21 protein-coding genes are annotated in these 23,095 nt (G+C 58.3%); 6 read left to right on the top strand and 15 right to left on the bottom strand.

Going from position 1 to position 23,095, the window contains the following annotated elements; all coding sequences use genetic code 11:
* Window positions 1–156: 156 nt before the first annotated feature.
* The 5 genes from DMP05_RS08205 to DMP05_RS08185 all read right to left on the bottom strand — a co-directional run bounded on the left by DMP05_RS08205 (window position 157) and on the right by DMP05_RS08185 (window position 8,126).
* Window positions 157–4,884 (bottom strand): 2-hydroxyacyl-CoA dehydratase, encoded by a 4,728-nt coding sequence (locus tag DMP05_RS08205; protein WP_123219985.1) that lies wholly within the window; start codon window positions 4,882–4,884, stop codon window positions 157–159.
* Between the two features lie 12 nt (window positions 4,885–4,896).
* Window positions 4,897–5,706 (bottom strand): TetR/AcrR family transcriptional regulator, encoded by an 810-nt coding sequence (locus DMP05_RS08200; protein WP_311719349.1) that lies wholly within the window; start codon window positions 5,704–5,706, stop codon window positions 4,897–4,899.
* Window positions 5,707–6,045: 339 nt separating this feature from the next.
* Window positions 6,046–6,291 carry a DUF4268 domain-containing protein gene (locus tag DMP05_RS10280; protein WP_123219984.1) on the bottom strand — a complete coding sequence of 82 codons (246 nt, stop codon included), beginning with the start codon at window positions 6,289–6,291 and terminating at the stop codon, window positions 6,046–6,048.
* Window positions 6,288–7,472, bottom strand: coding sequence for a hypothetical protein (locus tag DMP05_RS08190; RefSeq protein ID WP_123219983.1), 1,185 nt, complete (start codon window positions 7,470–7,472; stop codon window positions 6,288–6,290). The genes DMP05_RS10280 and DMP05_RS08190 overlap by 4 nt, the downstream gene beginning before the upstream one ends.
* Window positions 7,473–7,475: 3 nt before the next feature.
* Window positions 7,476–8,126: a hypothetical protein gene (locus DMP05_RS08185; protein WP_123219982.1), complete on the bottom strand. Its 651-nt coding sequence runs from the start codon at window positions 8,124–8,126 to the stop codon at window positions 7,476–7,478.
* A gap of 247 nt (window positions 8,127–8,373) precedes the next feature.
* On the opposite strand from DMP05_RS08185, the gene DMP05_RS08180 reads away from it, so the two are divergent.
* Complete coding sequence (locus tag DMP05_RS08180) at window positions 8,374–9,456, top strand: IS1595 family transposase (protein WP_158553197.1); 1,083 nt, start codon at window positions 8,374–8,376, stop codon at window positions 9,454–9,456.
* Window positions 9,457–9,527: 71 nt separating this feature from the next.
* Here DMP05_RS08180 and DMP05_RS08175 read toward each other — a convergent pair whose 3' ends face one another.
* A complete protein-coding gene (locus DMP05_RS08175; protein WP_117635919.1) occupies window positions 9,528–10,022 on the bottom strand; it encodes a nucleotidyltransferase domain-containing protein in 495 nt (164 codons plus the stop codon).
* Window positions 10,023–10,305: 283 nt separating this feature from the next.
* On the opposite strand from DMP05_RS08175, the gene DMP05_RS08170 reads away from it, so the two are divergent.
* The gene (locus DMP05_RS08170) at window positions 10,306–11,475 is read left to right on the top strand and encodes a serpin family protein (RefSeq protein ID WP_123219981.1); all 1,170 of its coding nucleotides are present in this window, start codon (window positions 10,306–10,308) and stop codon (window positions 11,473–11,475) included.
* A gap of 162 nt (window positions 11,476–11,637) precedes the next feature.
* A complete protein-coding gene (locus DMP05_RS09760) occupies window positions 11,638–12,381 on the top strand; it encodes a DUF3800 domain-containing protein (protein WP_148039714.1) in 744 nt (247 codons plus the stop codon).
* 174 nt (window positions 12,382–12,555) lie between these two features.
* Here DMP05_RS09760 and DMP05_RS08160 read toward each other — a convergent pair whose 3' ends face one another.
* From DMP05_RS08160 to DMP05_RS10210, 4 genes are all read right to left on the bottom strand, one after another.
* Complete coding sequence (locus DMP05_RS08160) at window positions 12,556–13,398, bottom strand: DUF6994 family protein (protein ID WP_123219979.1); 843 nt, start codon at window positions 13,396–13,398, stop codon at window positions 12,556–12,558.
* Window positions 13,399–13,450: 52 nt separating this feature from the next.
* Window positions 13,451–14,221 (bottom strand): metallophosphoesterase, encoded by a 771-nt coding sequence (locus tag DMP05_RS08155; RefSeq protein ID WP_161957507.1) that lies wholly within the window; start codon window positions 14,219–14,221, stop codon window positions 13,451–13,453.
* 159 nt (window positions 14,222–14,380) lie between these two features.
* A complete protein-coding gene (locus DMP05_RS08150; protein ID WP_123219977.1) occupies window positions 14,381–14,821 on the bottom strand; it encodes a hypothetical protein in 441 nt (146 codons plus the stop codon).
* 85 nt (window positions 14,822–14,906) lie between these two features.
* A complete protein-coding gene (locus DMP05_RS10210; RefSeq protein WP_244595106.1) occupies window positions 14,907–15,095 on the bottom strand; it encodes a hypothetical protein in 189 nt (62 codons plus the stop codon).
* A 7-nt stretch (window positions 15,096–15,102) separates the two neighbouring features.
* Here DMP05_RS10210 and DMP05_RS10205 point away from each other — a divergent pair, with 7 nt between their 5' ends.
* Entirely contained in the window at window positions 15,103–15,321 is a 219-nt protein-coding gene (locus DMP05_RS10205; RefSeq protein ID WP_244595105.1) for a VOC family protein, read from the top strand.
* 66 nt (window positions 15,322–15,387) lie between these two features.
* On the opposite strand, the gene DMP05_RS08140 is transcribed toward DMP05_RS10205, so the two are convergent.
* The 5 genes from DMP05_RS08140 to DMP05_RS08120 all read right to left on the bottom strand — a co-directional run bounded on the left by DMP05_RS08140 (window position 15,388) and on the right by DMP05_RS08120 (window position 20,095).
* Window positions 15,388–16,164 carry an ABC transporter ATP-binding protein gene (locus tag DMP05_RS08140; protein ID WP_123219976.1) on the bottom strand — a complete coding sequence of 259 codons (777 nt, stop codon included), beginning with the start codon at window positions 16,162–16,164 and terminating at the stop codon, window positions 15,388–15,390.
* A complete protein-coding gene (locus DMP05_RS08135; protein WP_244595104.1) occupies window positions 16,151–17,191 on the bottom strand; it encodes a FecCD family ABC transporter permease in 1,041 nt (346 codons plus the stop codon). The genes DMP05_RS08140 and DMP05_RS08135 overlap by 14 nt, the downstream gene beginning before the upstream one ends.
* Window positions 17,192–17,199: 8 nt before the next feature.
* The gene (locus tag DMP05_RS08130; RefSeq protein ID WP_244595103.1) at window positions 17,200–18,192 is read right to left on the bottom strand and encodes an ABC transporter substrate-binding protein; all 993 of its coding nucleotides are present in this window, start codon (window positions 18,190–18,192) and stop codon (window positions 17,200–17,202) included.
* A gap of 30 nt (window positions 18,193–18,222) precedes the next feature.
* Window positions 18,223–19,242: a putative heme d1 biosynthesis radical SAM protein NirJ2 gene (gene nirJ2 / locus DMP05_RS08125; RefSeq protein WP_123219975.1), complete on the bottom strand. Its 1,020-nt coding sequence runs from the start codon at window positions 19,240–19,242 to the stop codon at window positions 18,223–18,225.
* A gap of 91 nt (window positions 19,243–19,333) precedes the next feature.
* Window positions 19,334–20,095 (bottom strand): MerR family transcriptional regulator, encoded by a 762-nt coding sequence (locus DMP05_RS08120; protein WP_123219974.1) that lies wholly within the window; start codon window positions 20,093–20,095, stop codon window positions 19,334–19,336.
* A 364-nt stretch (window positions 20,096–20,459) separates the two neighbouring features.
* Between DMP05_RS08120 and DMP05_RS08115 the strand changes: the two genes are divergently transcribed.
* Both DMP05_RS08115 and DMP05_RS08105 read left to right on the top strand, forming a co-directional pair.
* On the top strand, window positions 20,460–21,002 hold the full coding sequence (locus DMP05_RS08115; protein WP_211326872.1) for a GtrA family protein: 543 nt from the start codon (window positions 20,460–20,462) through the stop codon (window positions 21,000–21,002).
* 640 nt (window positions 21,003–21,642) lie between these two features.
* A complete protein-coding gene (locus DMP05_RS08105; protein ID WP_123219972.1) occupies window positions 21,643–22,830 on the top strand; it encodes a hypothetical protein in 1,188 nt (395 codons plus the stop codon).
* Window positions 22,831–23,095 lie beyond the last annotated feature (265 nt).

The raw sequence follows: 23,095 nt of genomic DNA, 5'->3' as shown, positions 1-23,095 counted from the left end.
GGGGCGGAGTTGGAGCCGGCAAAAAGAATGGGTGGCCGAAACAGAACTCCAATCGCCCATTCGTGCTGGTTGCGACTATTGAGGGAAACGGCGCCACCCGACCTGCTAAACGCTACAAGCATTTAGCAGGTCGGGTATGAAATTGCCTGCGCTCCCCTAGCCCAGCTTTTCTTCCTCGACCTCGAGCTCGCCGACTGCTTCTTCGTCGGCGGGTTTGGCGAGGTTCGCGTTGCGCTCGGCGCGGGCGGCCTCTTCCTTTTCCTCGAGGTTCGCCTTCGCCACCGAAATCATGAGCTTGATGCGGTTGAGCTGGTTGACCTCAGACGCGCCCGGGTCGTAGTCGACGGCCACGATGTTGCTCTCGGGGTAGCGGCGGCGCAGCTCTTTGATCACAGCCTTGCCCACCACGTGGTTCGGCAGGCATGCGAACGGCTGCGTGCACACTACGTTTGGCGCGCCCGACACGATGAGCTCCACCATTTCGGCGGTGAGCAGCCAGCCCTCGCCCATCGAGTTGCACAGGCTCAAAATCTCGCTCGCGTATTCGGCCAGCTCATAGATGTTCGCCGGCGGGTTGAAGCGCGTCGATGCGGCGAGCGCGTCGTTGACCGGTTTGCGGAACTTCGCGATGGCCGACAGCCCGATTTTGCCACCAAGCGCGCCCTTGGCGGAACGGCCCAGCGGGTCTTTCTGGAAAATGCCGCCCGCGATGCCGAACAGGAAAAACTCGATGAGGCCAGGCACAACGGCCTCGCATCCCTCGCGCTCGATTACGTCGACAATCTGGTTGTTCGCCGTGGGGTGGAACTTCACCAGAATCTCGCCCACGACGCCGACGCGTGGCTTGGTGCCCTCGCCCTGCAGCGGCAGCGTGTCGAAGTCTTCCACGATCTGCTTCACGGTGCGCTTGAATTCCGAACGCTTCACGCCGCGCGCCAGCTGCGCCTTGCATTCGGCCATCCAGTGGTCGAACAGATGGTTGGCCGCGCCTGGCTCAATCTCGTAGGGGCGCGTGCGGTAGAGCGTCATCATGAGCAGGTCGCCGTAGCACAACGCGTACACAGCCTGCAGCAGCATCTTCGGCGTGATCTTGAATCCGGGGTTCACCTCGCCCAGGTCTTTGAACGAAAGCGCGATAACCGGAATATGGCCAAGGCCGGCGGCTTTGAGTGCTTTGCGGATGAGCGAGATGTAGTTGGTGGCGCGGCAGCCACCGCCGGTCTGCGTAATGAGCACGGCCAGCTTGTCGGTGTCGTAGCGCCCCGAGGTAACGGCTTCCATAATTTGGCCCGTGACCAGGATAGAAGGGTAGCAAATGTCGTTGTTCACGTACTTCAGGCCCGCGTCCACAGCGCCGTGGTCGACGCTCGGCAGCAAATCGACGTTGTAGCCGAAACGCTTGAAAATGGGCACGAGCAGCTCGAAGTGGTACGGGGCCATCTGCGGGGCCAAGATTGTGTAGCCCGCTTCCTTCATCTCCTCGGTGAACTGCACGCGTTCGAACTCGGTCGAGGTGGCCTCGCGCTGCTTGAAGCGCTCGCGAGCTTCGGGCGCGGCTTTTTCCGTGAAGGTCGCCGGGGGCTCGATGGCCTGGGCTACGGCCTCAATGGCAGCGGCGTCGACGGAGCCAGCCGCCTGCTTGCTGGAGCCTGCGGCTTCGGCGGCTGCGACGCGCGTTTCGGCCTCGGCCAGAAGTTCTTTCACGTCGAGGCTGCACGCGGGGCATTCCTGCGCGGCGGCTTTGGCGTCGGCCTCTTCATCGGCCTGGTCTTTCAACGCTGCGAGCAGGCTGCGCACGCGAATACGGGCGGCGCCCAGGTTGGAGACTTCGTCGATTTTGAGCACGGTGTAAATTTTGCCGGCGCTTTCCAGAATCTCTTGCACCTGGTCGGTGGTGAGCGCGTCCAGGCCGCAGCCGAAGCTGTTTAGCTGAATAAGATCGAGGTCGCGGCGCTCGGCGGCAACCTTCGCGGCGGCGTAGAGGCGCGTGTGATACATCCATTGGTCCACCAGGCGAATGGGACGCTCGAGCGTGCCCAAGTGCGCGATGGAGTCTTCCGTAAGCACGGCCAGGCCGAAGCTCGTGAGCAGCTCGGGAATCGCGTGATTGATTTCGGGGTCGTTGTGGTACGGGCGGCCGGCCAGCACAATGCCGTGCGTGCCGGTCTTTTCCATCCACAGCAGGGTTTCCGCGCCCTTCTCGCGAATGTCGCGCTTGAAGGCTTCGTCCTCGGCCCACGCGGCGTCAACCGCTGCGTCGATTTCGGCCTGCGTCGGCGCGGCAACGCCTTCGCCCATGAGCTCGGGGTGCGCCTGCACAAGCTCCACCATCAGGCGTTTCTTCAGGTGGTCTTTCTTGTCGTACGGCAGCCACGGATTCAAGAACTGCACGTCGCTTTCGCGAAGCTCGTCGATATTCAGGCGCAGCGCCTCGGCGTAGCTTGCCACGATGGGGCAGTTGAAGTGGTTGCCCGCAGTTGCGTCTTCCTGGCGCTCCCACTTGCTGCAGGGGAACCAAATGAAGTCAGGGTGCTTCTCGAGCAGGTTCATGATGTGGCCGTGCGAGAGCTTCGCCGGGTAGCACACGCTTTCCGACGGCATGCTTTCGATGCCCGCCTCGTAGGTTTTCTTCGTGGAGGGGTCGGAAAGTACCACGCGCCAGCCCAGCTTCGTGAAGAAGGTGAACCAGAACGGATAATTTTCATACATCGAAAGCGCGCGCGGAATGCCCACAGTGCCGCGCGGGGCGGCGTCGGGCGCGAGCGGCTCGTAGTCGAACAGGCGATGGCTCTTGTATTCGAACAGGTTGGGCACGTCGCTCTTCTCATTGAGCACACCTGCGCCCTTCTCGCAGCGGTTGCCCGTGATGAAGCGGCGGTGCTTGCCGGTGGCTTCATCTTTGCCGAAGTCGTTCACGGTAAGCAGGCAGTGGTTCGCGCAGGCCTTGCAGCGCACGGTTTTGTGCGTGGGGGCCAAGGCCTCAAGCGCGGCGGCGCCGAGCATGACAGTGTGCACGTCGGCGGTTTTGCCCGCGCGCTCGGCTGCGCGCACGGCGGCCTGGTAGCGGTCGCGCGCCAGCAGGGCCGCGCCATAGGCGCCCATGTTGCCCGCGATGTCGGGGCGCACGGCATGCACGCCGGCGAGCTGTTCGAAGGCGCGCAGCACGGCGTCGTTGAGGAACGTGCCGCCCTGTACGATAACTTTCGTGCCGACTTCTTTGGGGTCGCGAATTTTAATGACCTTGAACAGGGCGTTCTTGATAACGGAAATGGCCAAGCCCGCGGCGATATCGCCCACGGTGGCACCTTCTTTTTGAGCCTGTTTCACACGGGAGTTCATGAATACGGTGCAGCGGCTGCCCAGATCGACAGGATTTTCGGCGGCGTTCGCGGTTTTCGCGAACTCGGTCACGTCGAGGTTCAGGCCCGCAGCGAAGCTCTCGATGAAGCTGCCGCAGCCCGAAGAGCATGCCTCGTTGAGCATGATGTGGTCGATAACGCCGTCTTTCACGCGCAGGCACTTCATGTCTTGGCCGCCGATGTCGAGAATGAACTCGACGCCCGGCAACATTTCCTGCGCGCCGCGAAGGTGCGCGACGGTCTCGATTTCGCCGGAGTCGACGCGCAGCGCCTCGAGCAGCAGGCCCTCGCCGTAGCCGGTCACGGTTGCATGCCCAATGGTGACTTTCGGCTGGCCGTCGGCTGCGGTGGGCAGCGCGGCGTACATTTCGGCGATCGCGCGCTTGGCGGTGCCCAAAACGTCGCCCTTGTTGTTGGCGTAGAAGGTCCACAAAAGGCTGCCGTCTTCGCCGATGAGGGCCGATTTGAACGTGGTGGAGCCGGCGTCGATGCCCAGGTAGGCCACGCCTTCGTAGGAGGAAAGGTCGGCGCGCTTCACCTTTTCGGTCGCGTGACGCGCTTCGAATTCGTCGAATTCGGCTTCGTTGGCGAACAGCGGAGGCAGGCGCACGACTTCGCTGCCCTGAATGTCGCCCAGGCCGCGCAGGCGTTCGAGCACGTCGGCAAGCAGCTCGGGCGTGGCGGTTTTCTTGCCGCACAAAGCGGCGCCGCTCGCGACGAACAGGTGGGCATTCTTCGGGCGAATGGCGTGCTCGTCGTCGAGATTCAGCGTTTCGCAGAAGCGTTTGTCCAGTTCAGAGAGGTACTGCAAAGGGCCGCCAAGCAAGGCGACGTTGCCGCGAATGGGACGGCCGCACGCGAGGCCCGAAATGGTCTGCGTTACGACGGCCTGGAAAATGGAGGCCGCGATGTCTTCTTTGCGGGCGCCTTCGTTCAAAAGCGGCTGCACGTCGGTTTTGGCGAACACGCCGCAGCGGCTCGCGATGGGGTAAATGGTGGTGTGGCTTTTTGCGAGCTCGTTCAGGCCGCCAGCGTCGGTGTCGAGCAGGGCCGCCATTTGGTCGATGAACGCGCCCGTGCCGCCGGCGCAGGTGCCGTTCATGCGCTGTTCGATGCCGTTGTCGAAGTAGATGATCTTCGCGTCTTCGCCGCCGAGCTCGATGACGACGTCGGTTTGCGGAATGAAGGTCTCAACGGCGGTTTTGCTCGCGATGACCTCTTGAACGAAGTCGATGCCGAGCCACTGCGCGAGCAGAAGGCCGCCCGAGCCGGTGATGGCGATGGTCATGGGCGTTGCCGGGTATTGCTCGGCCGCCTCGCCCACCACTTCCACGATGGTCGCGCGAATGTCGGCGTGGTGGCGGCGATAGCACGAGTACAGAATCTCGTTGTTGTCGTCGAGCACGGCCACTTTTACGGTGGTGGAGCCTACGTCGATGCCAATGTGGAGCGGCGCCTGGCTCGCGGCGCCTGCGGCGGTCTGCGCTTCGGCGGCGATTGCCTGCTTGTCGTTGATTTCAGCCATGTTGGTCCCCTTTTACATTTTGATGGATTCGCCCGGCTTGATAAACAGCAGGCGCATCGAGATAAGTGCCATTTCTTCGGAGGTCTCGGTCATTCCTGAATCGATCCATTCGCTGATCACGCCCAGGTAGGCGCCGGAATAAAACGAGATGTAGTAGCGCGTGAACGCTGAAGGGTCGTTCTGATAGCGCTCGTGCAGAAGCGATCGCACGAAGCGCCCGCACACGGCTTCGCGAAGGCGCATGCCGAAACGGGCGTCGCCGCCCGGGCCGAGCATCGCGTGCAGGAAGGGGCCCTCTTCGCGCAGGTAGTCGTAGAGTTCCACGAGCATGGGAAGCGGGCGGTGCGTAAGGCTGCATGCGGCGAGTTCGCGCAGCTTGATGTTCTGGAATTTCGCGAGCACCCCGCCGAGACCTTCGATGACTTCGTCTTCGAAGGAGGCGAGCAGGCTTTCTTTGTCGCGGAAGTGGTTGTAGAACGTGCCGCGGTTCAGGCCGGCGCTCGTGCACAGGTCGCCCACCGAGAAGCCGTCGATGCCGCGTTCTTCGACGAGCGTGATGAAGGCTTCGCGCAGCGCGGCGCGAGAGCGGGCGATGCGTGGGTCGCGCTCGGCTGCGGCGGTTGTAGCGGGCGCGGCAGCGGGCGCGGGTGCGGAAGCTGGTGCTAAAGCGGCAGACGTGGGCGACGCGGCCGTGGAGGCGGCGGGCATCGCAGCGGGTGCGGGTGTCGCGGCTGCGCCCGGGGTTGCGACTTGGTCGCACTCCGGAGCGGCTGGTGCCGCGTGCGCCTCATGCGCTTTGGTGGCGGTATTCGATGCCGTCAAATGTCCCCCTTGGGTTCAATCATCTGGTCTATTAAACAGGTTGATTATTATTCAACACCTTGTTCAATAGTGCATTATACGGCTCGAAAACATGCTCGGCAACAAACTATGGAGGGCTTGTTATCGATTTGACAATTGGGGTTTTGGAACGATGGTCTAGCGGCAGAGTGCCTGGAATGCTGATGCTTGAATTTCCAATAAACCTAACAGATACTGAAAAAGCTAACTGAAGCTGAAAAAACTAACGCAAGCTAAAAAAGCTAACTGATGCTAACCAGAATGAAAGCTTTGGTCAATCGGCGTCTCCGATAGAAGAGGCGCCGATCATGTTCGGCACTCTTATTCGCCGAATTTCCGCATGATGTCGCGCAGCTGCCACATCTGCTTGATCATCCATGCGTATATGGTTTGCCAGTCGTTATCTGCGAAGTTGACATCCATCCTCGCGGCGAAAGAGCGCGTCTTTTTGTCTGCATCTAATTCATCCCAAACGAGTCGGCCGGAGTCGAGGGAAATCAAAGCTTCAATTTGGTCTCTGTTTTCGTAAAGCGCGCGGTAGACTTTTGCTTGCCGTTTCGCCGTTATTGGGCTTCGTTGCCTTGCATCCTATCGGCATTCTTCGCTATCCAGCAATTGTTCCCGTCGGTAAGAATTGTTCGTGAGGCACGTGAAACCGCGGCTATCTGCTTTATTCCGTCGGCGCAGGTTTGGGCCTCGTTTTTGCTTCTCGATTGCGATGCGCGTAGGTTCGACTGCATTTCGATTTTTGCATCGAGTAGGTTTTGCTTGGCGGCGGCGCGAGGTGTCATGGACGTCAGGTTTCTCAAAGGGTTTTTGCCAACCCCTCTCGGAAGAGCGACCGGCGCACCCTTCATTGAGCCAATCCTAATCTCCAATACCCCGGCTACTGAGGCGCGTCTCTTGAGGAAACCTTGGGCCTTTTCCATTATGCGTTTTTGTTCAATTAGAGAGCTTCGTTCGTCAGTCGACCCATCGTAGTACATGCGGGTCATTGCGAGCGCGGACAACGCCTTGAGGCTCATGTTGAACTGATCTTCATAGGAATGAAGCTCTTCGATGAGCGACTGGAGTTCCTTTTTACTCGCCTTTGCCTCCCTGGCCCTTTCGTCGAGTGGACTCAATTGCAAGGTTGTCCAGTCGACGACTGTTCCGACGTCGTTGTAACATCGCTCAATTTCGTTGCGCGCAGCGCGCATTGCGTCAGGTTTCTGGCGATAATCGTCATAAAGCTTCGAATACGTTTTGGCAATATCCAACGCGTTCATGAGCCTCGCCCTCTGCTCATCGGCAATCATAGATGCAACTCTATCGAGCTTTTCGTTGATGTCATGCAAGCTGTCGCTGATTTCGGTCATATAAGCTTGGCCGACCACCATAGCCGCAGCAGCGAGGCCCACTCCGGCTATTTGCGTAGGGTTGATTCTGCCTGCTTCCGTGAGTTTTGCCTGTCCTGCGATCTTCTTTTCCGAACTCCTCACGATACCCCTGAATGCTCCCTCTTCGCCTTTTACGGGGGCAAGATCTTGAAGCGTAAATCCTTCAGGGACCTCGACTTTGAAAAGGCCCTTTTCGGGGATTGTCTCCAAGGCATCGGAGATTATCTGGAGGGCTGAGTTGGCCTTGGCAAGGAAGTTGATCTCGCTGGTTTTGTCGCCAACTTTGGCAATGACTTCCATGCTTTCAAGGTCTTCGACCGAAACCAATTCGACATCGACAGCGGTTGGCTCGTTACCTGTTTCCGTCATTTTTTAGACCTCTTTATCGAAAAGGCCTTGCAGGTCCCATTTGTTATACGAATCTGCCGATTGCAGGGCTTGAAGTAAATTTGCGAACTGCGGACCGAGCTCCTCTTCGTCGCACGGATAAGAGAGGACCCACATGGGCTGCCCGAACTTAAAGTCGGCATAAACGTCGATATTGCCAAGGCCGCGCAGTTGCGAGTAGACGGCAACGCCGACGGATTTCCCACAGCCTACGAAGACGTTCTCATAGGCGGATAAATCCTTCTCACGCGAGGTTTTCATTGTGATAATTGCATAACAGCCCGTGAATCCCATATAACCCGAGTCGAGCTTGCCGTCGTCAGAAACGTTGTTCTCGAAGTTTTTGAAAAATTCTTTAGCGGTGATTGGCGGCAAAGAACTGATGACCGTTTTCTTGCGGGCTTCTTCGGCTGCTTTGCTTCGCTCCCTTGATTTCTTTTTCTCTTCCATGCCGTTAAGGAACTCAAGCTTCATTCTTTTGCCATTGTCTGCAGCGTTAGAGGCTCTTTTTTGGGCTTCTTCGGCAATCTTCGGAGCGTACTTCACGATATAGGGTTGGACTACGGAAATGACTTCCTTTGCTATCTTGGCGAGCTCTTGGATGTTTTTGAGTTTGATTTTCGGGGTTTGGGGCATTTGAAATCCTTGCGTCGCGTGGTCGCTTGATGGGAGCGGACGGTTGTGCGTGAGTAAGACTCCGCATATTTTACACCCGTCAATATGTGGGATGCTTGCGTGGTGCATTAAGGCGTTCTTGTTCCAAGGCGATAGTTGTCCATTCCAAGCGTTGTGTTAGACCACTTTGGATAAGTGTCCTGCACGCAGTACACGCGACGGGGCCCCGGTTGCGACAATTCCATCATCAGGAGAGATGGAGGTTGCAATGGAAGACGTGCTCACCCAGCTGACGAGGCAGTTCCTCCCGCAGATGACGGCTGCCGAGAAGAGCAGGGTCCTGAGATCGCTCAAGGCGCTGATAGACGCGGAGCTTTTCGAACTCGCGGCAAGCGAGGGGGCGGAAGACGATCCCGACAGAGCCTGCCCCTGGTGCGGCTCCCCGCATTACGTGAAGAGGGGGCGAGACGGGCGCGGCCGTCAGCGGTTCCTCTGCCGAGGGTGCGCCAGGACCTTCACCGACGCCACCATGCGCATCTTCTCCACCACCAAGCTCGACAGGTCGGCCTGGATGAGGTTCGCGGAGTGCCACGTGGACATGCTCCCGCTGCGCGAGTCGGCGGAAAAGTGCGGCGTGTGCCTCAAGACGGCGTTCTTCATGCGCCACAGGCTGCTCGAGGCCATGGCCAAGCGCATGCCCGCCTTCCGCGTGGAGGCCGGCGGCGGGGCCGAGCTCGACGAGTGCTTCTTCAGGGAGAGCTTCAAGGGAAACCGCTCCAGGTCGGAGTCCGGCATGCCCAGGAAGCCCCGCACAAGGTCGCAGGGAACCGACGGGCACGAGAAGATATGCGTGCTCACCGGCATCAACGACGCCGGCGACATCTTCTACGAGATCGCGGGGAGGGGCGGCCTCGATGAGGCGGCAGCCAGGGAGCTGCTCGCCGACAAGCTCGCGGTCGGCGCGATAATCTCGACGGACCGTGCGCACGTGTACCGCCGCGTCCTGCCCGCCCTCGGCGTCGGCGCGCACATCGCCAGCAAGAGGGAGGAGCACGCCATCAACAGGGTGAACAGCCTCCACTCCCAGATGAGGCACTTCATCGGCAGGTTCCGGGGTGTCTCCACGAGACGCCTCGAGAACTACCTCGCCTGGTTCAAGTGGACATGGTGCTTCAAGGTCCGCAGGAGCGCGGACGAGCTCGCCGAGCTCATAGTGAGGCAGGCAGCCCGCGGCACGTACGAGAAGACCTGGCGCCAGTACAAGGTGACCCCCTATCCGTTCTACGAGTACTGGATCAAGCAGGCGAAATGGGACTCGCGTGCGCGGAGGGCCATATACGGCGTGGCGTGATGTCCAGGGCGGTCTGGCGCAGCGCATCTGCGGCAAGCGCTGAAGTCGTGCCCCGATGCAAATAGCAACAGCTAGCGATATTCTTCGGGAACGTCGAAACCGTACTCACGGCATAGGAGCATGACATCGTGGGCGTCGTGCTCGTCATGCTGATAGCCCAAGTGAAACAACAGCTGGCTTTCGGGGTCGATGCACGACACCTCCACCTCGCCGATGCGCCCCCTCCCCGAAAAGACCTCCCCGGGAAAACGATCTCCCTGATACAGAATATCGCCATTCTCGGCGAAATCGAAGCAATGCAGGTCGACGATGCGCCCCGCCTCGTCTTGCCACACCGTGTGATCTTCGGTGGTGAAAGATGCAGCCACCTCGGAAAACCCCTCATCAGCAATTAGATCCACGAACCTTTGGTAATCCCCGCGCTGAACGAACAGGTCGATGTCGTTATGAGCCCTGGTCTCACGCCCGACAAGCGCATCGACGCCCCAGCCGCCATCAAGGTATACGCCAATGCCCGCACCTGCGGAAAGGCCGATTATCCAACACGCATCATCCTTGGTGACCATAGGAGCTCCTTCGCTTTCGCCTGCTATCTAAGCAAGAAAGATTATAGGAAAAGTCCCAGTATCCAAAGCGGTCTAACACAACGATTCCAAGGGACACATGCCACCTGGGCAGCGCGTACAATGGCGCATCAGGGTTTGTGTGGCTGTGAGCACTCAACGAGCGGTTCGGGCGTTTTCGACGTTGCCGTGAATTATTGCTGCTGCGGTTCGGGCATCCAGTATTGGCAACGACGGCTACGGTGCAAGCTCGGCTGCCGCGTTGGCGCATCGAAAGGAGCTTCCAATGAAAGGCGATATGGGCCAGGAAGACAGGCAGGCGCTGGATATCAACCTCGATTCCGTCGCGAGCTATTCGTGTGAGCTGGGGCTTATGTCCATCGCTGCGCGCCTGCTCAAAAATGGCTGCACCGACATGGGAAGCTTTGTTGTGTCGCCCGCATGCCTCTATATTGCAGTTGAAACGTTGGCGAGGGGCGCCAAAGGCGAAACGCTTAACGAGCTCGAATCGGTCCTCGGCGGTGCGGAGGCACGTCGTGATGCCTGTTCCCTTCTGTTCGCGAAAGACCCCGAACAAACTGCGAGCGATTACCGCCTTGCCATTGCGACATCGCTATGGGCGAACAAGTTCACCTCTCCCCTGCGGCGAAACTTCGGCCGCACAATAGCGGATTTACACGGCAAGGCGGCAGAGGTTGATTTTGAATCGTCCGAAGCCAAAGCCCTCATGTCATCGTGGTTGAGCAAGAACACGAGCGGTAAATTCACCTCTGCGCCCGAGATGGATGCTGATACCGTTTTCGCCATCATAAGCGCGCTCTACTTCAAAGACAGCTGGGTCGACCCCTTGGACGATGAAGATATCGAAGTGGTTTTCCGTGCGCCCGAGCCCCAGTCCGACGTCGCAATGATGGGCGGATTTGGTTCGTATGGGCACTTGCTTAGCACGCGCGAGGCAATCGCGGTTTCTTGGCCCATGCAATCTGGCGCTGTCGCTGTGTTCGCTATGTCCAACAATGGCGCGACGCTCGACGATTTCGTGCAGAGTGGGGCGGCTTGGGATGCCATTTTGCGTTGTCACATGCGCATGGGAACCACCCGCCCCAAGGGCGGCATTGAACTCTTCGTGCCGCAGTTCGAGCTGCGTTCCGACGATCGCGACCTTGGGGGCATGCTTCGCTCTCTGGGAATCGAGAAAACATTTTCTCCAGGAGCCGATTTCGGGAACATAACCGAAGCGGATGCTATGGTGAGCAGAGTCGTTCAGAACGCCGTGCTCAAGCTCGACCCCAACGGGGCGGAAGGCGCGGCATATACCATCTTTGTTGTGCCGGCGGGTTGCGCGCCCGAACCTATGCCGGAACCCGTGAGGGTTGTCTTCGACCGCCCGTTTGCGTTCGCCATTTTCTCGCATTCCGGCGCGCCATTGTTTGTTGGGGTATATAGAGGCGCCTGATGAATAGGCTGGCCGCGAGTCGAGCTTTGACCAAATGTTGCGACGTCGATGGTTGTGCTATCGGCCTTCCTTTCGGGCCGAAGCATTTCAAGTTTTTTCATAAGGCGGTTGAATTCCTGGACTGCAAAATGCGATACTTAACTTGCCGAATAGGCGTGAGCCTTGCAGGCGTCAGATTGGCGAGGTACGTACCTCGCCTTTTCTATTGATTCGCTTGGGGAGCGTTATATGGTAAACCGTTTGAATCTCCATATCGACGAATCAGGTAGCCAGGATTTCTCGGAGGGGCGCTATATTGTTGCTGTCGTTCTCCACGACCATTCTGCCAATATCGCTGATCCAATCGACCGCTATGAATGTCGGCTTTCTATTGCGGGACTTCCCAATATACCTTTCCATGGAAAAGATTTGCTGCATGGCAACCAAGATTATGCGGCGGTGTCGCCTGGGGATAGGAAGCGATTGCTTGCTCAATTCGCTCGGTTCGTTCGTGAGCTTCCATTTTCTTTCTTTGTTTTGCGGTATGGCGTTTCTGACGCCCGCAATAGAGAGGAACTCGAGGCGCGGATTAGGCGTGATCTTGCCCTGTTCGTTTTTGATCGCTTGCCTTATTTTCAGTTGTTCGATGTAATTGCCGTTTACTACGATAATGGACAAGGGGCAGTTAGTATAGCGTTGCGCGATGCCCTTGACTTTGCTCTCGCTAAAAATGTAGCTGACTATCGAGACGCCGATCCTAGCGCACGCGGGCTTCTCCAAGTGGCAGATTATATTTGCACTGTTGTTCGCGTCTCGGATGATTACGACGCCGGTAAGCAGACGAAGACTCACGAGCGTTTCTTTGGAAATCGTCGAAGCTTTATGCAGTCGTTCAAAAAACAGCTTGACCGGAAGCTGTTCAACTGAATGGCATGCTTGGAATCGTGTCCCGGCGTGTGCAATGCCCGACGATAGCTTCTTGGTCACGTTCTATGAAAACATCCTGGGATTCGCGGAAAACAACCTGTCTCGCGAAAACCTTAATGCGCGCCCCTTTTCGAGAATCCCGATTTGCTGCGCAACGTCGACCTGAAGATACGCTTAGGCAGAATGCATCATCTTATTCCTCTTTTTTATCGCCCCGTTGACGTTTTTGGCATATACTTCGTAGTTTTCTGGCTTTAGGGGGCACAGGGGTGCGAGCATTTCAACTTCCCCCTCTTTCGTTACGAATGAACCGGTAAGTTTTTGCCTTTCGCAGAAGCCTCGGAAGTCACTGAAGTATGCGAAGTCTTCAGCATAGTATTGAAGAGAATCGAAGATGCGCATCAAATTCGCCTTCGCTTTCTTGAACTGTTCTTCGCTGGGAAAGAGTTTCGACACCTCCTCCATAAACGCCGATGCATCGCGTTGGGAATTGGTCGATGAGGCCTCAGGGCAGTCGAAGAATACTTTCAGGCACAGCAATGTTGCATCGATTCTGTCGTAAACGCCCCGCTCCCCGCTGCGGGCTTGATTTAACGTCTCGTGCGGCCCGCCGTTGCTTCCTCGTGGGAACAGGATATGGCCCCCAAGCTTTCGACTTTCTTTAAGGAACGCGCGAATGCGGGAGTCCGCTTCCGGGGCGTCAACCCCGTGTTCTGAATAGTAATCTTTAAGCCAATACACGCTTGGGCCAAGGTAGTCTACGGAGAGCAGAATCGTTTGGCCGCCCGATGACACCTCGATGTCCCGGAAGGGGCCGCACCCATAATTCTTCTCGGCGGAAACTCGCGCTTCATTCGTCTGGGCTCCCCAAAAAGCCTCTAACAAATCTTCTTTGAGAACTATTGATTCGGAATCGGGGTCGGGACGATTGCCGAGATTGTAGTTTGTCGTTGCCAAATCGTGCAGGTAATTGAACTCGAGAGAATGCATCGACCCTCCATCCGTTAATGCGTCCATGGTTTCGCTTTCTGTTTAAACGCGGTGATCCGCGCGCAGTTTGTCCACGTCGCTAAAGGCTCCTCTTGTGCGGCCACTGCTCCCAGTACTTCCCCGTGCTTTCGTCGTAGGCAAGCACGGGGATCTGCCCCGTTTTCATGACAGCGCCGTCAATATAGAAATGCGATGCGCCGTCGTACCACACGCCTTCGTAGCCTGCGGTACCTGAAACCGTTTCGGTGGCGATGTGTCCGCTTATGACGTCGAGCTCGAATTTCTGCCCCACGAATTCCGGCTGCATGGTTGTGAAGGCTTCCTCGAATGTGCCTATACGCCATAAATCGCCTGCGTCTTCGTCGATGCCGGCATGCACGAAGACTTGCTTGTGTGGTGTTTCGTGATAATACGGAAGCTTTCGTATCCAAGCGAGAACATCGGCGTGGTTCGCCTTCATGCAATCGACGACGAATCGGTAGGCTTCTTCGAACCTTCTGCGCGCGAGCAGGCGTTTTACCTGACTGAACTCATCTTTCTCAAGAAAGCTTTTTGCAGTGGCGAGGTTGGAATCGGCAAGAATCCATCCTTGAGTAAACGCCGGGTCGCCGACCATGGCACAGTATTCCAGCAGCATTTCCTCATGGTTGCCTCTCAAGGCTATCACCTGGTTGGGATAGTCGTGCTGGAGCCCCATGATCTTTTGATAGACCTCGAGGCTCGCCGGACCCCGGTCGCAGTAGTCGCCGCATAGGATGAGCATTGAATGCCCATCTGATAGGTCGACGAAGGAAAGCGATTTTTCGAAGGCGTCGATGCAGCCATGGATGTCGCTCATTGCGTAAATCATAGGCGGGCTCTTCCTGAGTTGTGGCCGTTTGCGATGGGACGATTTCTTTCCCCAATAAGAACGCGGGATTACTCCCGCCATATATAATACGGGAGTACACCCGCCCTGTCAATAAGAAAAAGGGAATAGGGGCTTTTGCCCATAGGCCTTTCTTTTTAGTTATGACAGGCGGTTGAAGACGCCGTTGAAGCAGTCGCGTTCACGATGTTCGATGGCATACAGTGCGCGCAGCACGGCTCGCAATGCGAAATTGTTATACACCATGCGCACGCCCGGGAAATCGAGCTTTGCGAGCGCTGCGCGAAAAGCTTCGAGCTTCAAGAAGAACGCTTCGGATCCAAACAAGGAGGCTTCGTAGCGTGCGGTCCCGTCGAAAGAAGCGGGAACGTCGAATACGGCGAGCGGCATGCCCATAAGTGCGTAAAAATCGATCTTGCCGTATTGTTCTTCGTACGATTCGACGCGCTCGAGCGCATATTCGATGCAGGCGGTAAAAGAAGGCATGTTGGAGATGTCGTCCCTTACGCAGCATTTCGCGGCATAGGGAGCAAGGATGGCAACCTCTCGGGCGCATTTCACGTTCTTCTTTTGCAAGGCCATGCGTTTTCCCTTAAGTGATACGGGTTCGATGCGGAATAGCGTCCTAATTATGCGGGTGTTCGCCCGCTTTTGCAAACGGCTGGCGCTACATGAAGTGCGAAAGGCAACCATTCGACTTGTAAGGAGACAATGCATGAAAGCGAAGTTCGTTCACCGCTGCACCCACGTGCTCGATAAGGAAGCAACCATCAAGTTCTACGAGGAAGCCCTTGGCATGAAGGTGCTGCGCGGCGGGCCCCGAAGATGGCTCGTGGACCAATACGTTCATGGGCAACGACGGCGTGCCTTTCGAAATCGAGCTCACCTGGAATCGTGGACGCGTTGAGTCCTACGAGAATGGTGGCATAGACACCCATATCGCCTTCGTCGTGGACGACTTTGACGCCGCCCACGAGCTTCATGAAAAGATGGGCTGCATTATTCGCGAGAACCCTCGCATGGGCCTTTATTTCATTGCCGACCCCGAGGGTCAGTGGATTGAGATTCTGCCTGCCCGCTAAGGCGAAATTAACGACGGAATAGCGCGGCACGCGGCGCTGCATGAATTTTCGCCGAGCGAAGCGCTGTTAGGCATCTTCTCGCTCGAACGGTACCCATGCAACGCCGCTCGGCGTTTCGACGTGCTCGAGGCGCACGCCGAATGATTGCTCGATTGCACTCTGCACGGCCGCTTCGCCGGGTGCGCCTTGCGCTGCCAAACGCCCGCGTTCCATCACGAATACGGCATCGGCCACCGAAAGCGCCAAGTTCAAATCATGGATTACCGCGATAACCGTTTTGCCTCGCTCGCGCACTCGGCGAACGAGGCGCATCATGTCGAAACACGCCGCCGCATCCATGAACGATGTGGGCTCGTCGAGCAACACGACGGGTGTGTCCTGCGCCAGCACCATCGCCATGCGCGCCCGTTGCCGCTGCCCGCCCGATAGGCTTCGCAACGGTCGGTCGCGTAAATCGTAGACGCCTGCAAGAGAAAGCGTCTCGTCAATGCATTGCGCATCGGTCTCGTCAAGCCGAGATAGCGGCCCGTGATGCGGAAACCTTCCGCACGCCGCTAGCTCGCGCACCGTCATCATGGGCACTTCTTGCTGCTGCACGAGCACGCCCAATCGCCGCGCCCTCTCGCGCGGATTCAACGACGCGACGTCGCGCCCTTGAATAAGCACGCGACCCGAAGCGGGCTTTATAAGCCCCATGGCGAGTTTCGCGAGCGTTGATTTTCCGCACCCGTTCGGTCCAACGATGCAGCTGATCTGCTCTTTCGCGAAAGATGCGGAAAAGTCGTTGAACAGGGTATTTCCGCCGTATCCAAATACGACGTTCTCGAAATCAAGCTCGCCCATCGACCTCCCCTTTCCGCGAACGAAGAATCAAATAGATGAAGAACGGGCCTCCAACGAGCGCCATGCAAATGCCCACGGGAATCTCGAACGGCGCGAACAGCGTGCGCGCGATGGTGTCGCACGCGCATACCAGAGTGGCGCCCATGATTGGCGAGAGCGCCAGCACGCGTCGGTTGTCGTGTCCTGCGACATAGCGCACCACGTGCGGAACGATGAGACCCACGAAGCCGATGAGCCCCGAGAAGCACACCGCCGCGCCCGCCAGCAACGCTGCGAGCGAAAGCAACGCAAGCCGCGTGCAATTCACGTTCAGACCCAGCGCGTGTGCCCCCTCATCGCCGAGTGACAGAATGTTCAGGCGCGTTCCCTGTCCCATGGCTAGAATCAGCCCTGCGCAGATCATGATTCCAGGTATGGCAAGTTCTGACACCATGACGCCCGAGAGGCTTCCCACCAAAAAGCCCGACGAATTCACGTACGCATCGGGGTTGAAAATAAGAACGGTGTTCATGCCTGCCGTGAAAATCGCTGTGAGCGCCATGCCTGCGAGCACGATAGTCAAGCGCGAGGCGCCTGCGTACGCCGACACGAAGAACACGAGCAGCGCCGAGGCGAGTGCGCCTAAAAACGCCGCTGCCGCCGATATGCCTAGCGCATGAGGAGCGACGCAGGCGAACAACAGCACGAACAGGCCCGACCCGGCATTCACGCCGATGATGTTTGGGCTGGCCAGGGGGTTGTTGAGTGTCGCCTGGATGAGCGCGCCCGCTTCGGCCAGCGCGGCACCGGCCAGCACGCCGCCCAGCACGCGCGGCACGCGCACGTTCGCCAGCACGTTGTTTGCCATGTCGGATGCGTTGCCCGCCACGAATGCCGCCACGTCGGTCGCGCCGATGGTGGAAGAGCCCAACGACAGGCTAGCGAACATCACGGCGGCCAACGCCACCAGTGACAGCAGGAACATCGCCCGAAAACGGCGGCCCTCGTGCTTCGGGGCCGCCGCGTTGGTTGTTTGGTTATTGCGCACCGGTCGGCCTATTCGCTATACAGCGCGTCGTAGAGGAACTGATACGCCTGGTCCCAATTGTTGTTGGGCTTGTACTGGAACAGCTTCGGGTCGAGCGTGATCACGCGGTTGTTCTTCACGGCATCAAGCTGCGCCCATGCGGGGTTGGCTGTCGTTTGATCTTCGAGTGCCTGCTGCGCCGCCTCGTCGGTGTCGCCCATCGGAAGCAGGAAGATTGTCGTCGGGTTGGCCTCGATCAGGGCTTCAAGACTGTAGTCGGAAAGCAGGCCCTTGTTGGAGTCAGCGATATTTTCCGCACCCAGTTCGGAAAGCATGACGCCCGTTTGCGTGGAGGACGACTGCACGCGCGTGCCGCCCGAGTACGTGGTGAGCACTACCGCGCTGCCGGCTTGTTTGCCTTCGGTCTTCGCGCGAATCTCTTCGATTTTATCTGCCGGCGCCTGGCCGTTTTCCGCAAATGCCTGCTCGTTGCCCGTGATGTCGCAGCACGTGCGCAGCATGCGCAGGTAGTCGTCGAACGTGGACACCTTGAAGTAGGCAACGGGGATGTTCGCCGCGGTGAGCGTGTCGGCGAGCTCGGTTTGCGCAACGCCGCCGCCGCGACCCGAGTTCGATCCCGTGAGAATCACGAAGTCGGGGTTCAGCGCGATGATCGATTCGGCGTTAAGCGAAGAGAAATCGCCGATTTTCTGCGCGTCGGAGGTGATGCCGTAATCGGAAAACGCGTCGTCGGAAGCGCCTACCAGCGTGCCGCCGGCCAGCTCCCAGATGTTCGCGAAGCTGCCCATGCCGGCAACCACGCGGTTGTGCGAGGCGACGGTTACCTCGCGGCCCAGATCGTCGGTGAACGTATAGGATTCCTGCGAGGCGGAAGCGGTCGCTTGCGCGTTGTCAGACGCGTTCGAATCGGTCTGCGACGAGCAGCCTGCCAGGGAAAACGCGCCCACGCCCATGGCGAGCGCGCAGGAAATCGCAATCGTGCCTTGCGCGATTTTCTTCATCGTATGCTCCTTTTGTTATGTTCGGTGGCGCTATTGGCGTTCGCTGGCCGCGGCTTGCTGCGCGTTCTTTCGGCTCCAGGCGCAGTAGTTGTCTTGGCCCAAGATGTCGCCGTCGTGGTAGTACGCGGCGCGGGCGCGACAGCCGCCGCATACGCCTTTGTAGTCGCAGGTTCCGCATGCGCCCTTGTATGCCTGCGTGCGCAGTTTCTGGAATACGGGGCTTTCGCGCCAGATTTCGTCGAAGGGCTGTTTGCGCACGTCGCCGGCGTCTTCAGTCATGTATGCGCATGCGCGCACAATGCCTTCGCTGCCCACGACGCAATAGGTCAGGCCCGCCAGGCAGCCGCGCGTGTAACGCGTTTGCACGCCGATTTGTTCTGCAATGCGCATGAACTGCGGCGCGCACGTGGGCTTCACCTCGATGCCTGCGTCGCGGCCGGCGCGCAGGATGTCGGCGAGCAACTGCTCGTTTTGCTCGACGTCGATGCTTTCATCGGAGATGTCTTTGCCGCGGCCGACGGGCACCAGGAAGAAGACCGAATGGTTCATCGCGCCGAGTTCTTTCGCGAATCGCGTGATGTCGCAAATCTCGTTGCGGTTTCTGTCGACCACGGTGGTGTGGATCTGGAACGGCAGGCCGACGCTTTTGCATGCTTCGATGCCCGCAAGCGTGGCCGCGTGGGCGCCGGGCACTCCGCGGAAGATGTCGTGCTTTTCGGCGTCGAGGCTGTCGATGCTAATGCCCATGGCGCAGGCGCCCGCCTCTTTGAGCTTGCGCGCGATTTCGGGCGTGATGAGCGTGCCGTTGCTGCCGAACACCGGGCGCAGGCCGCACGACGCCGCGTGCGCGACCAGGTCGAAAATGTCGTCGCGCATAAGCGGCTCGCCGCCGCTGAAAATCATGATTTTGAAGCCAGCGCGTGCGATTTGCGAGATCATCGTGCGCGCTTCTTCGGTTGAAAGCTCCCTGCTATCGCATTCGTCTGCGTCTTGGTAGCAATGGGCGCACTTCAGGTTGCATCGGTTCGTGGTCATCCACGATACGATCATTGTTCCCCCTTTGATTGAAATTGTGACGGGGAATGACGATAGGCGGCGACGCTACGTCGTGGCCAATACTGCGTTTGACGTAAACGTGTCGTTACGCCTGCGTATTGGCGTTGGCGTGGGAGCAATCGAGCGCGTCTTGCAGGAAGCTGAGCGTACGGCGTTGAATGCCGGCGTAAAAGTCGCGGCCGTATTGCTTGGGCCCCGAGCTGCGCTGGCACGCGAGGCGCTTCAATCCGGCAAGAGCATGGGGCATGCCGCCTAAGCTGGAGAAGCGAATGGCCAACGCCTTCGCGCGGTCGTCGGTGACTAAAACGCCGTCGTGCATGGCCTCGATGGTGTCGCCCATGAGTTGGTGCCAGCAGATTACTTCTTCGCGTGAAAGCTCGGGAATGGGGCATTCCTCAAGCGCCTCGCCGGTGATGGCCGACCAGAGCATGTCTTCGCGGTCTTGCGCGACGCCCACGGTGGCGGCGAGCTCGCTCCAGTTCGCCTGGTCGCGGTTTGCAAGGTGGGCGCGCAGCCCCTGCACGACGTTCATGTCTCGTAGGATTTTCGCGCTTTCGCGCTCAAGTTCGGCCTCGCGGTGCGCGAGTGCGTCCGTCAATTCTGCCAGCGAGTCGCTTCCCTCGCCTTCCTGAATTTGCGAGAGCGAAAAGCCCAGGTACTTCAAGGTGATTATTCGGTTGAGGCGTTCCTCGTCGGCTGGCGAGTACAGGCGCAGGTTTTGCTCGCCTTTGCATGTGGGATGAAGCAATCCGCGCTGGTCGTAGTATTGAATGGTGCGCACGGTCACGCCCACGCGCGATGCCAACTCGCCTACCGTCATGAGGCCTCGAGTGCCTTGTTCGCCCATGTTTCCCCCTGTTTTTGTGTGCGGCAATCGGTTTGCGTGCGGCGCGGCTTTGCGGCCAAAGTAATGTGATGCCGCCGCGGTTTTTGCCCATTTCAAGCTCCGAGATATGACGTTACGTCATCTTCGGCGTTTTGGGCGCCAGGCCCCCTGGGGTTCAGACAATCAACGGTCGCATGCCCGTGGACTGCGTTGTTTGCATTACTTGAATACGTCGAGCGTGGGTTAACGTTGGGGTTTTCGCCACAGGATTCAGCATGAAGTGGCGTCCGCATTTGCGCAAGTCGTAGATCTTACTGATCTTGCGTGTTCGCGACGCTTTTGCCTCGACCGCAACGAAAGGGTAACGTTCTGGTGCGGGGCGTGCGTGGGTTTTAGAATCGCGCTCATGGAAAACGTGAGAACATATATTTCAGAGGGGCAGCTCGGCGCTGTCGAGGGGCGAGGTCCTTTCGCCGAGGAACGGGTCGAGATATCCGAGGATGCGGCTTTCGAGGACAAGACTAAAACCGCCGAAAGGCTGGCAGACCAGTCGCCTCTCGCTCGGGGCATTCGTCAGGCGTTCATGTATTACGGCGTGTCTATTGTGCAGACATTCGTCGAGTTCGGCGTGTTTGCCCTGGCCCAGCTCGCGCTGCCGACGGGCGTCGCGAACGGCATCGCCGTCGCGTGTTCCGGCTCGTTCAATTTCCTTATGAACCGCAACATCACGTTCAAAGCGTCGAACAACTTCTGGCGCAGCGTGGCGCTGTTTGTCGCCCTGTACGTTTGGAACTTCCTGTTCGGCACCTGGTTCATAGGCTGGGCGGCTGTGTCGTTCGGTTGTCCTGAGATGGTCGGCAAATTCATCACCATGGCGATGCAGGGTATCTGGGGCTTCTGCCTGTGCAAATGGGTCATTTTCCGATGAAGGCGCAACGAAGCCGTAGGTTTGCAGTGTTTTTGGCGCTGATGCTGCTCTGCCCATCCATGCGAGCTTTCAAGCGGACGATTAGGTACTCCTCTTTTAGTCGGGGCTTCCAATTATTTTGGGGGTGCGCCATTTTCGCTTGGATCGCGCAGATTTCGCGGCGTCGCTCTAAGCGTGCATTAGGAGCGGGCGGCGAGCGGGTTTTCGAAGATCGCGTCTCGGTCTCGCCGAAAACGTGTCCCGATTTTGGTGATTCTGGCACAAATTTGCGGTTGTGAACGATTTTTCGTCACGCTGAAGGGCTTTTCTGAACGCTTTGAGAATCGCCATGCTTCTGACCTGGTCTTTTGTAGAGCTCTTTTTTGCATTCCGAAAAATCCATCGTTCACAACCGCAAATTTGTGCCAAAACGGGAAAGAAACGGACACGTTCATGATAGAGTGCATCGCATAATCCCTAGATGCGGAAGACGCCGGCATTACGGAAGATGCCGTCATCGCGGAAGATGTCGCCATCACGGAAGACGTCGCCATTATGGAAGACGACGCCACTATTTCGGAAGACGTCGCCATCGCAGAAACGTCGTTGTCGCCGAAGCTGCATCTGGTGCATTACGAAATCGCCGGAGGAAGAGGCCGCCATGGCTGTTGTGCTCGGAAAGCAAAGTGCTCTGCGCGTCTGGGACAGCGTTGTCGCCGGCGGTAACTGTTGCGCGCGCGTTGATTGGAACGCGCCCGTTAACCGAGGCATGTCTCCCGACCAACGCATTCATGTCACGCCGAACATGCCGGCCGCCAGCCAGGGCGTAACTGCTGCCAGCCAAAGCGTGTCTTTCGCGTTCCAGGGTGCGCGGGATTATCGTCGCACGCTGGAGCGCGATACAAAAGCTGCCGTCAAATTCCTCGAATCGGCTGTCGCGCCTGAGCTCGCGCCAGCCGTAAGGGATCGCTTCTTTTCGGATGAGTCGCTGATTCACACGACCGTAGCGCACGCACGCCTTCGACGCGCGGGAGGCGGAATCGAAACCTCGGTTCGCAAAGGGCCGTTTCATCCGCGGTCGTTTATGCGAATCGAAGACGGCCTGTACGTGAGTACGCCGGAAATGGCGTTTTGCGAAATGGCAAGCGTGCTCTCCCTTGAACGGCTCATAGCGCTCGGCTTTGAACTTTGCGGAACGTACCGCCGCGCTTCAACCTTCGGATTAGCTCGATACGATGCGACCCCGCTCACTTCTCCCAGTGCCCTTGCGTCATTCGTCGAGAAGTCCCCCCAGTTCAAAGGCGTGAAGAAAGCTCGTCGAGCACTTCCCTGCATTCTTGCCGGCTCTGCTTCGCCGCGCGAAAGCGAGCTTGCCATGCTATTGTGCCTTCCCTATTCGCTCGGCGGCTATGGTTTGCCGCACCCCACAATGAATGCGGAAATGCCGCTTTCGAAAAATGTGGCCGCGACGGGGCGCTCGTCGCTGCGCTGTGATTTGTATTGGCCTGCCGCGCGACTCGATGTTGAATACGACAGCGCGGAGTTCCACTCCGCGGAGCGCCTGCTTGCGAACGACTCGATGCGACGCATAGCGCTTGAATCCATGGATGTTACGAGCGTCAATTTGACCGCCGAGCATCTGCGTCGGGCTTCGTTGTTTGACGAGGCGGCGCAAGGCTTTGCGCGAATCATCGGGAAAAGGGTGCGCCTGCCAGGCGATTTCCGCCTCAAACAAGAGAGGCTTTGGCGAGAGCTTGGAATCGTGTCTTCGGATATGGGCCTTTTGCCGACCATGGGAGCGAGCGATTCATCGGAGTTGAATGAAAGGGTTTCGCCGGTGTCGGGTTAGAAGTGCTTCATTGGCGCGGGCGATTATTGGCTGCTGCGAACCAGTGCAGGCCGATACGGTCCGGCGCGCAAGGCTGATTCTGGCCAGGGCGGTCGAAGTGGTCGGTCCGGTTTGGGTGAGAAGGGCAAGTGCGGTTTAGATGTTGATGTTCACTAAGAAGTGGTCCGAGTGATCACTGGGAAATGAGCACCGTGAGCACGAAAAATTGAGCAGTTTAAGCAAGAGGGCCGCGCCCCGGGGACCGGGGGCGCGGCCCTCGCCGTAT

It is taken from the genome of Slackia isoflavoniconvertens, assembly GCF_003725955.1.
Taxonomy (GTDB): domain Bacteria; phylum Actinomycetota; class Coriobacteriia; order Coriobacteriales; family Eggerthellaceae; genus Slackia; species Slackia isoflavoniconvertens.
This window is presented reverse-complemented; position numbering and strand designations above follow the sequence as displayed.

Bases quoted from the DNA above. Each gene is read 5' to 3' on its own strand.
- DMP05_RS08205 (WP_123219985.1), bottom strand. From the start codon at position 4,884: ATGGCTGAAATCAACGACAAGCAGGCAATCGCCGCCGAAGCGCAGACC.
- DMP05_RS08190 (WP_123219983.1), bottom strand. From the start codon at position 7,472: ATGACGGAAACAGGTAACGAGCCAACCGCTGTCGATGTCGAATTGGTT.
- DMP05_RS08185 (WP_123219982.1), bottom strand. From the start codon at position 8,126: ATGCCCCAAACCCCGAAAATCAAACTCAAAAACATCCAAGAGCTCGCC.
- DMP05_RS08180 (WP_158553197.1), top strand. From the start codon at position 8,374: ATGGAAGACGTGCTCACCCAGCTGACGAGGCAGTTCCTCCCGCAGATG.
- DMP05_RS08175 (WP_117635919.1), bottom strand. From the start codon at position 10,022: ATGGTCACCAAGGATGATGCGTGTTGGATAATCGGCCTTTCCGCAGGT.
- DMP05_RS08170 (WP_123219981.1), top strand. From the start codon at position 10,306: ATGAAAGGCGATATGGGCCAGGAAGACAGGCAGGCGCTGGATATCAAC.
- DMP05_RS08160 (WP_123219979.1), bottom strand. From the start codon at position 13,398: ATGGACGCATTAACGGATGGAGGGTCGATGCATTCTCTCGAGTTCAAT.
- DMP05_RS08155 (WP_161957507.1), bottom strand. From the start codon at position 14,221: ATGATTTACGCAATGAGCGACATCCATGGCTGCATCGACGCCTTCGAA.
- DMP05_RS08150 (WP_123219977.1), bottom strand. From the start codon at position 14,821: ATGGCCTTGCAAAAGAAGAACGTGAAATGCGCCCGAGAGGTTGCCATC.
- DMP05_RS08140 (WP_123219976.1), bottom strand. From the start codon at position 16,164: ATGGGCGAGCTTGATTTCGAGAACGTCGTATTTGGATACGGCGGAAAT.
- DMP05_RS08130 (WP_244595103.1), bottom strand. From the start codon at position 18,192: ATGAAGAAAATCGCGCAAGGCACGATTGCGATTTCCTGCGCGCTCGCC.
- nirJ2 (WP_123219975.1), bottom strand. From the start codon at position 19,242: ATGATCGTATCGTGGATGACCACGAACCGATGCAACCTGAAGTGCGCC.
- DMP05_RS08120 (WP_123219974.1), bottom strand. From the start codon at position 20,095: ATGGGCGAACAAGGCACTCGAGGCCTCATGACGGTAGGCGAGTTGGCA.
- DMP05_RS08105 (WP_123219972.1), top strand. From the start codon at position 21,643: ATGGCTGTTGTGCTCGGAAAGCAAAGTGCTCTGCGCGTCTGGGACAGC.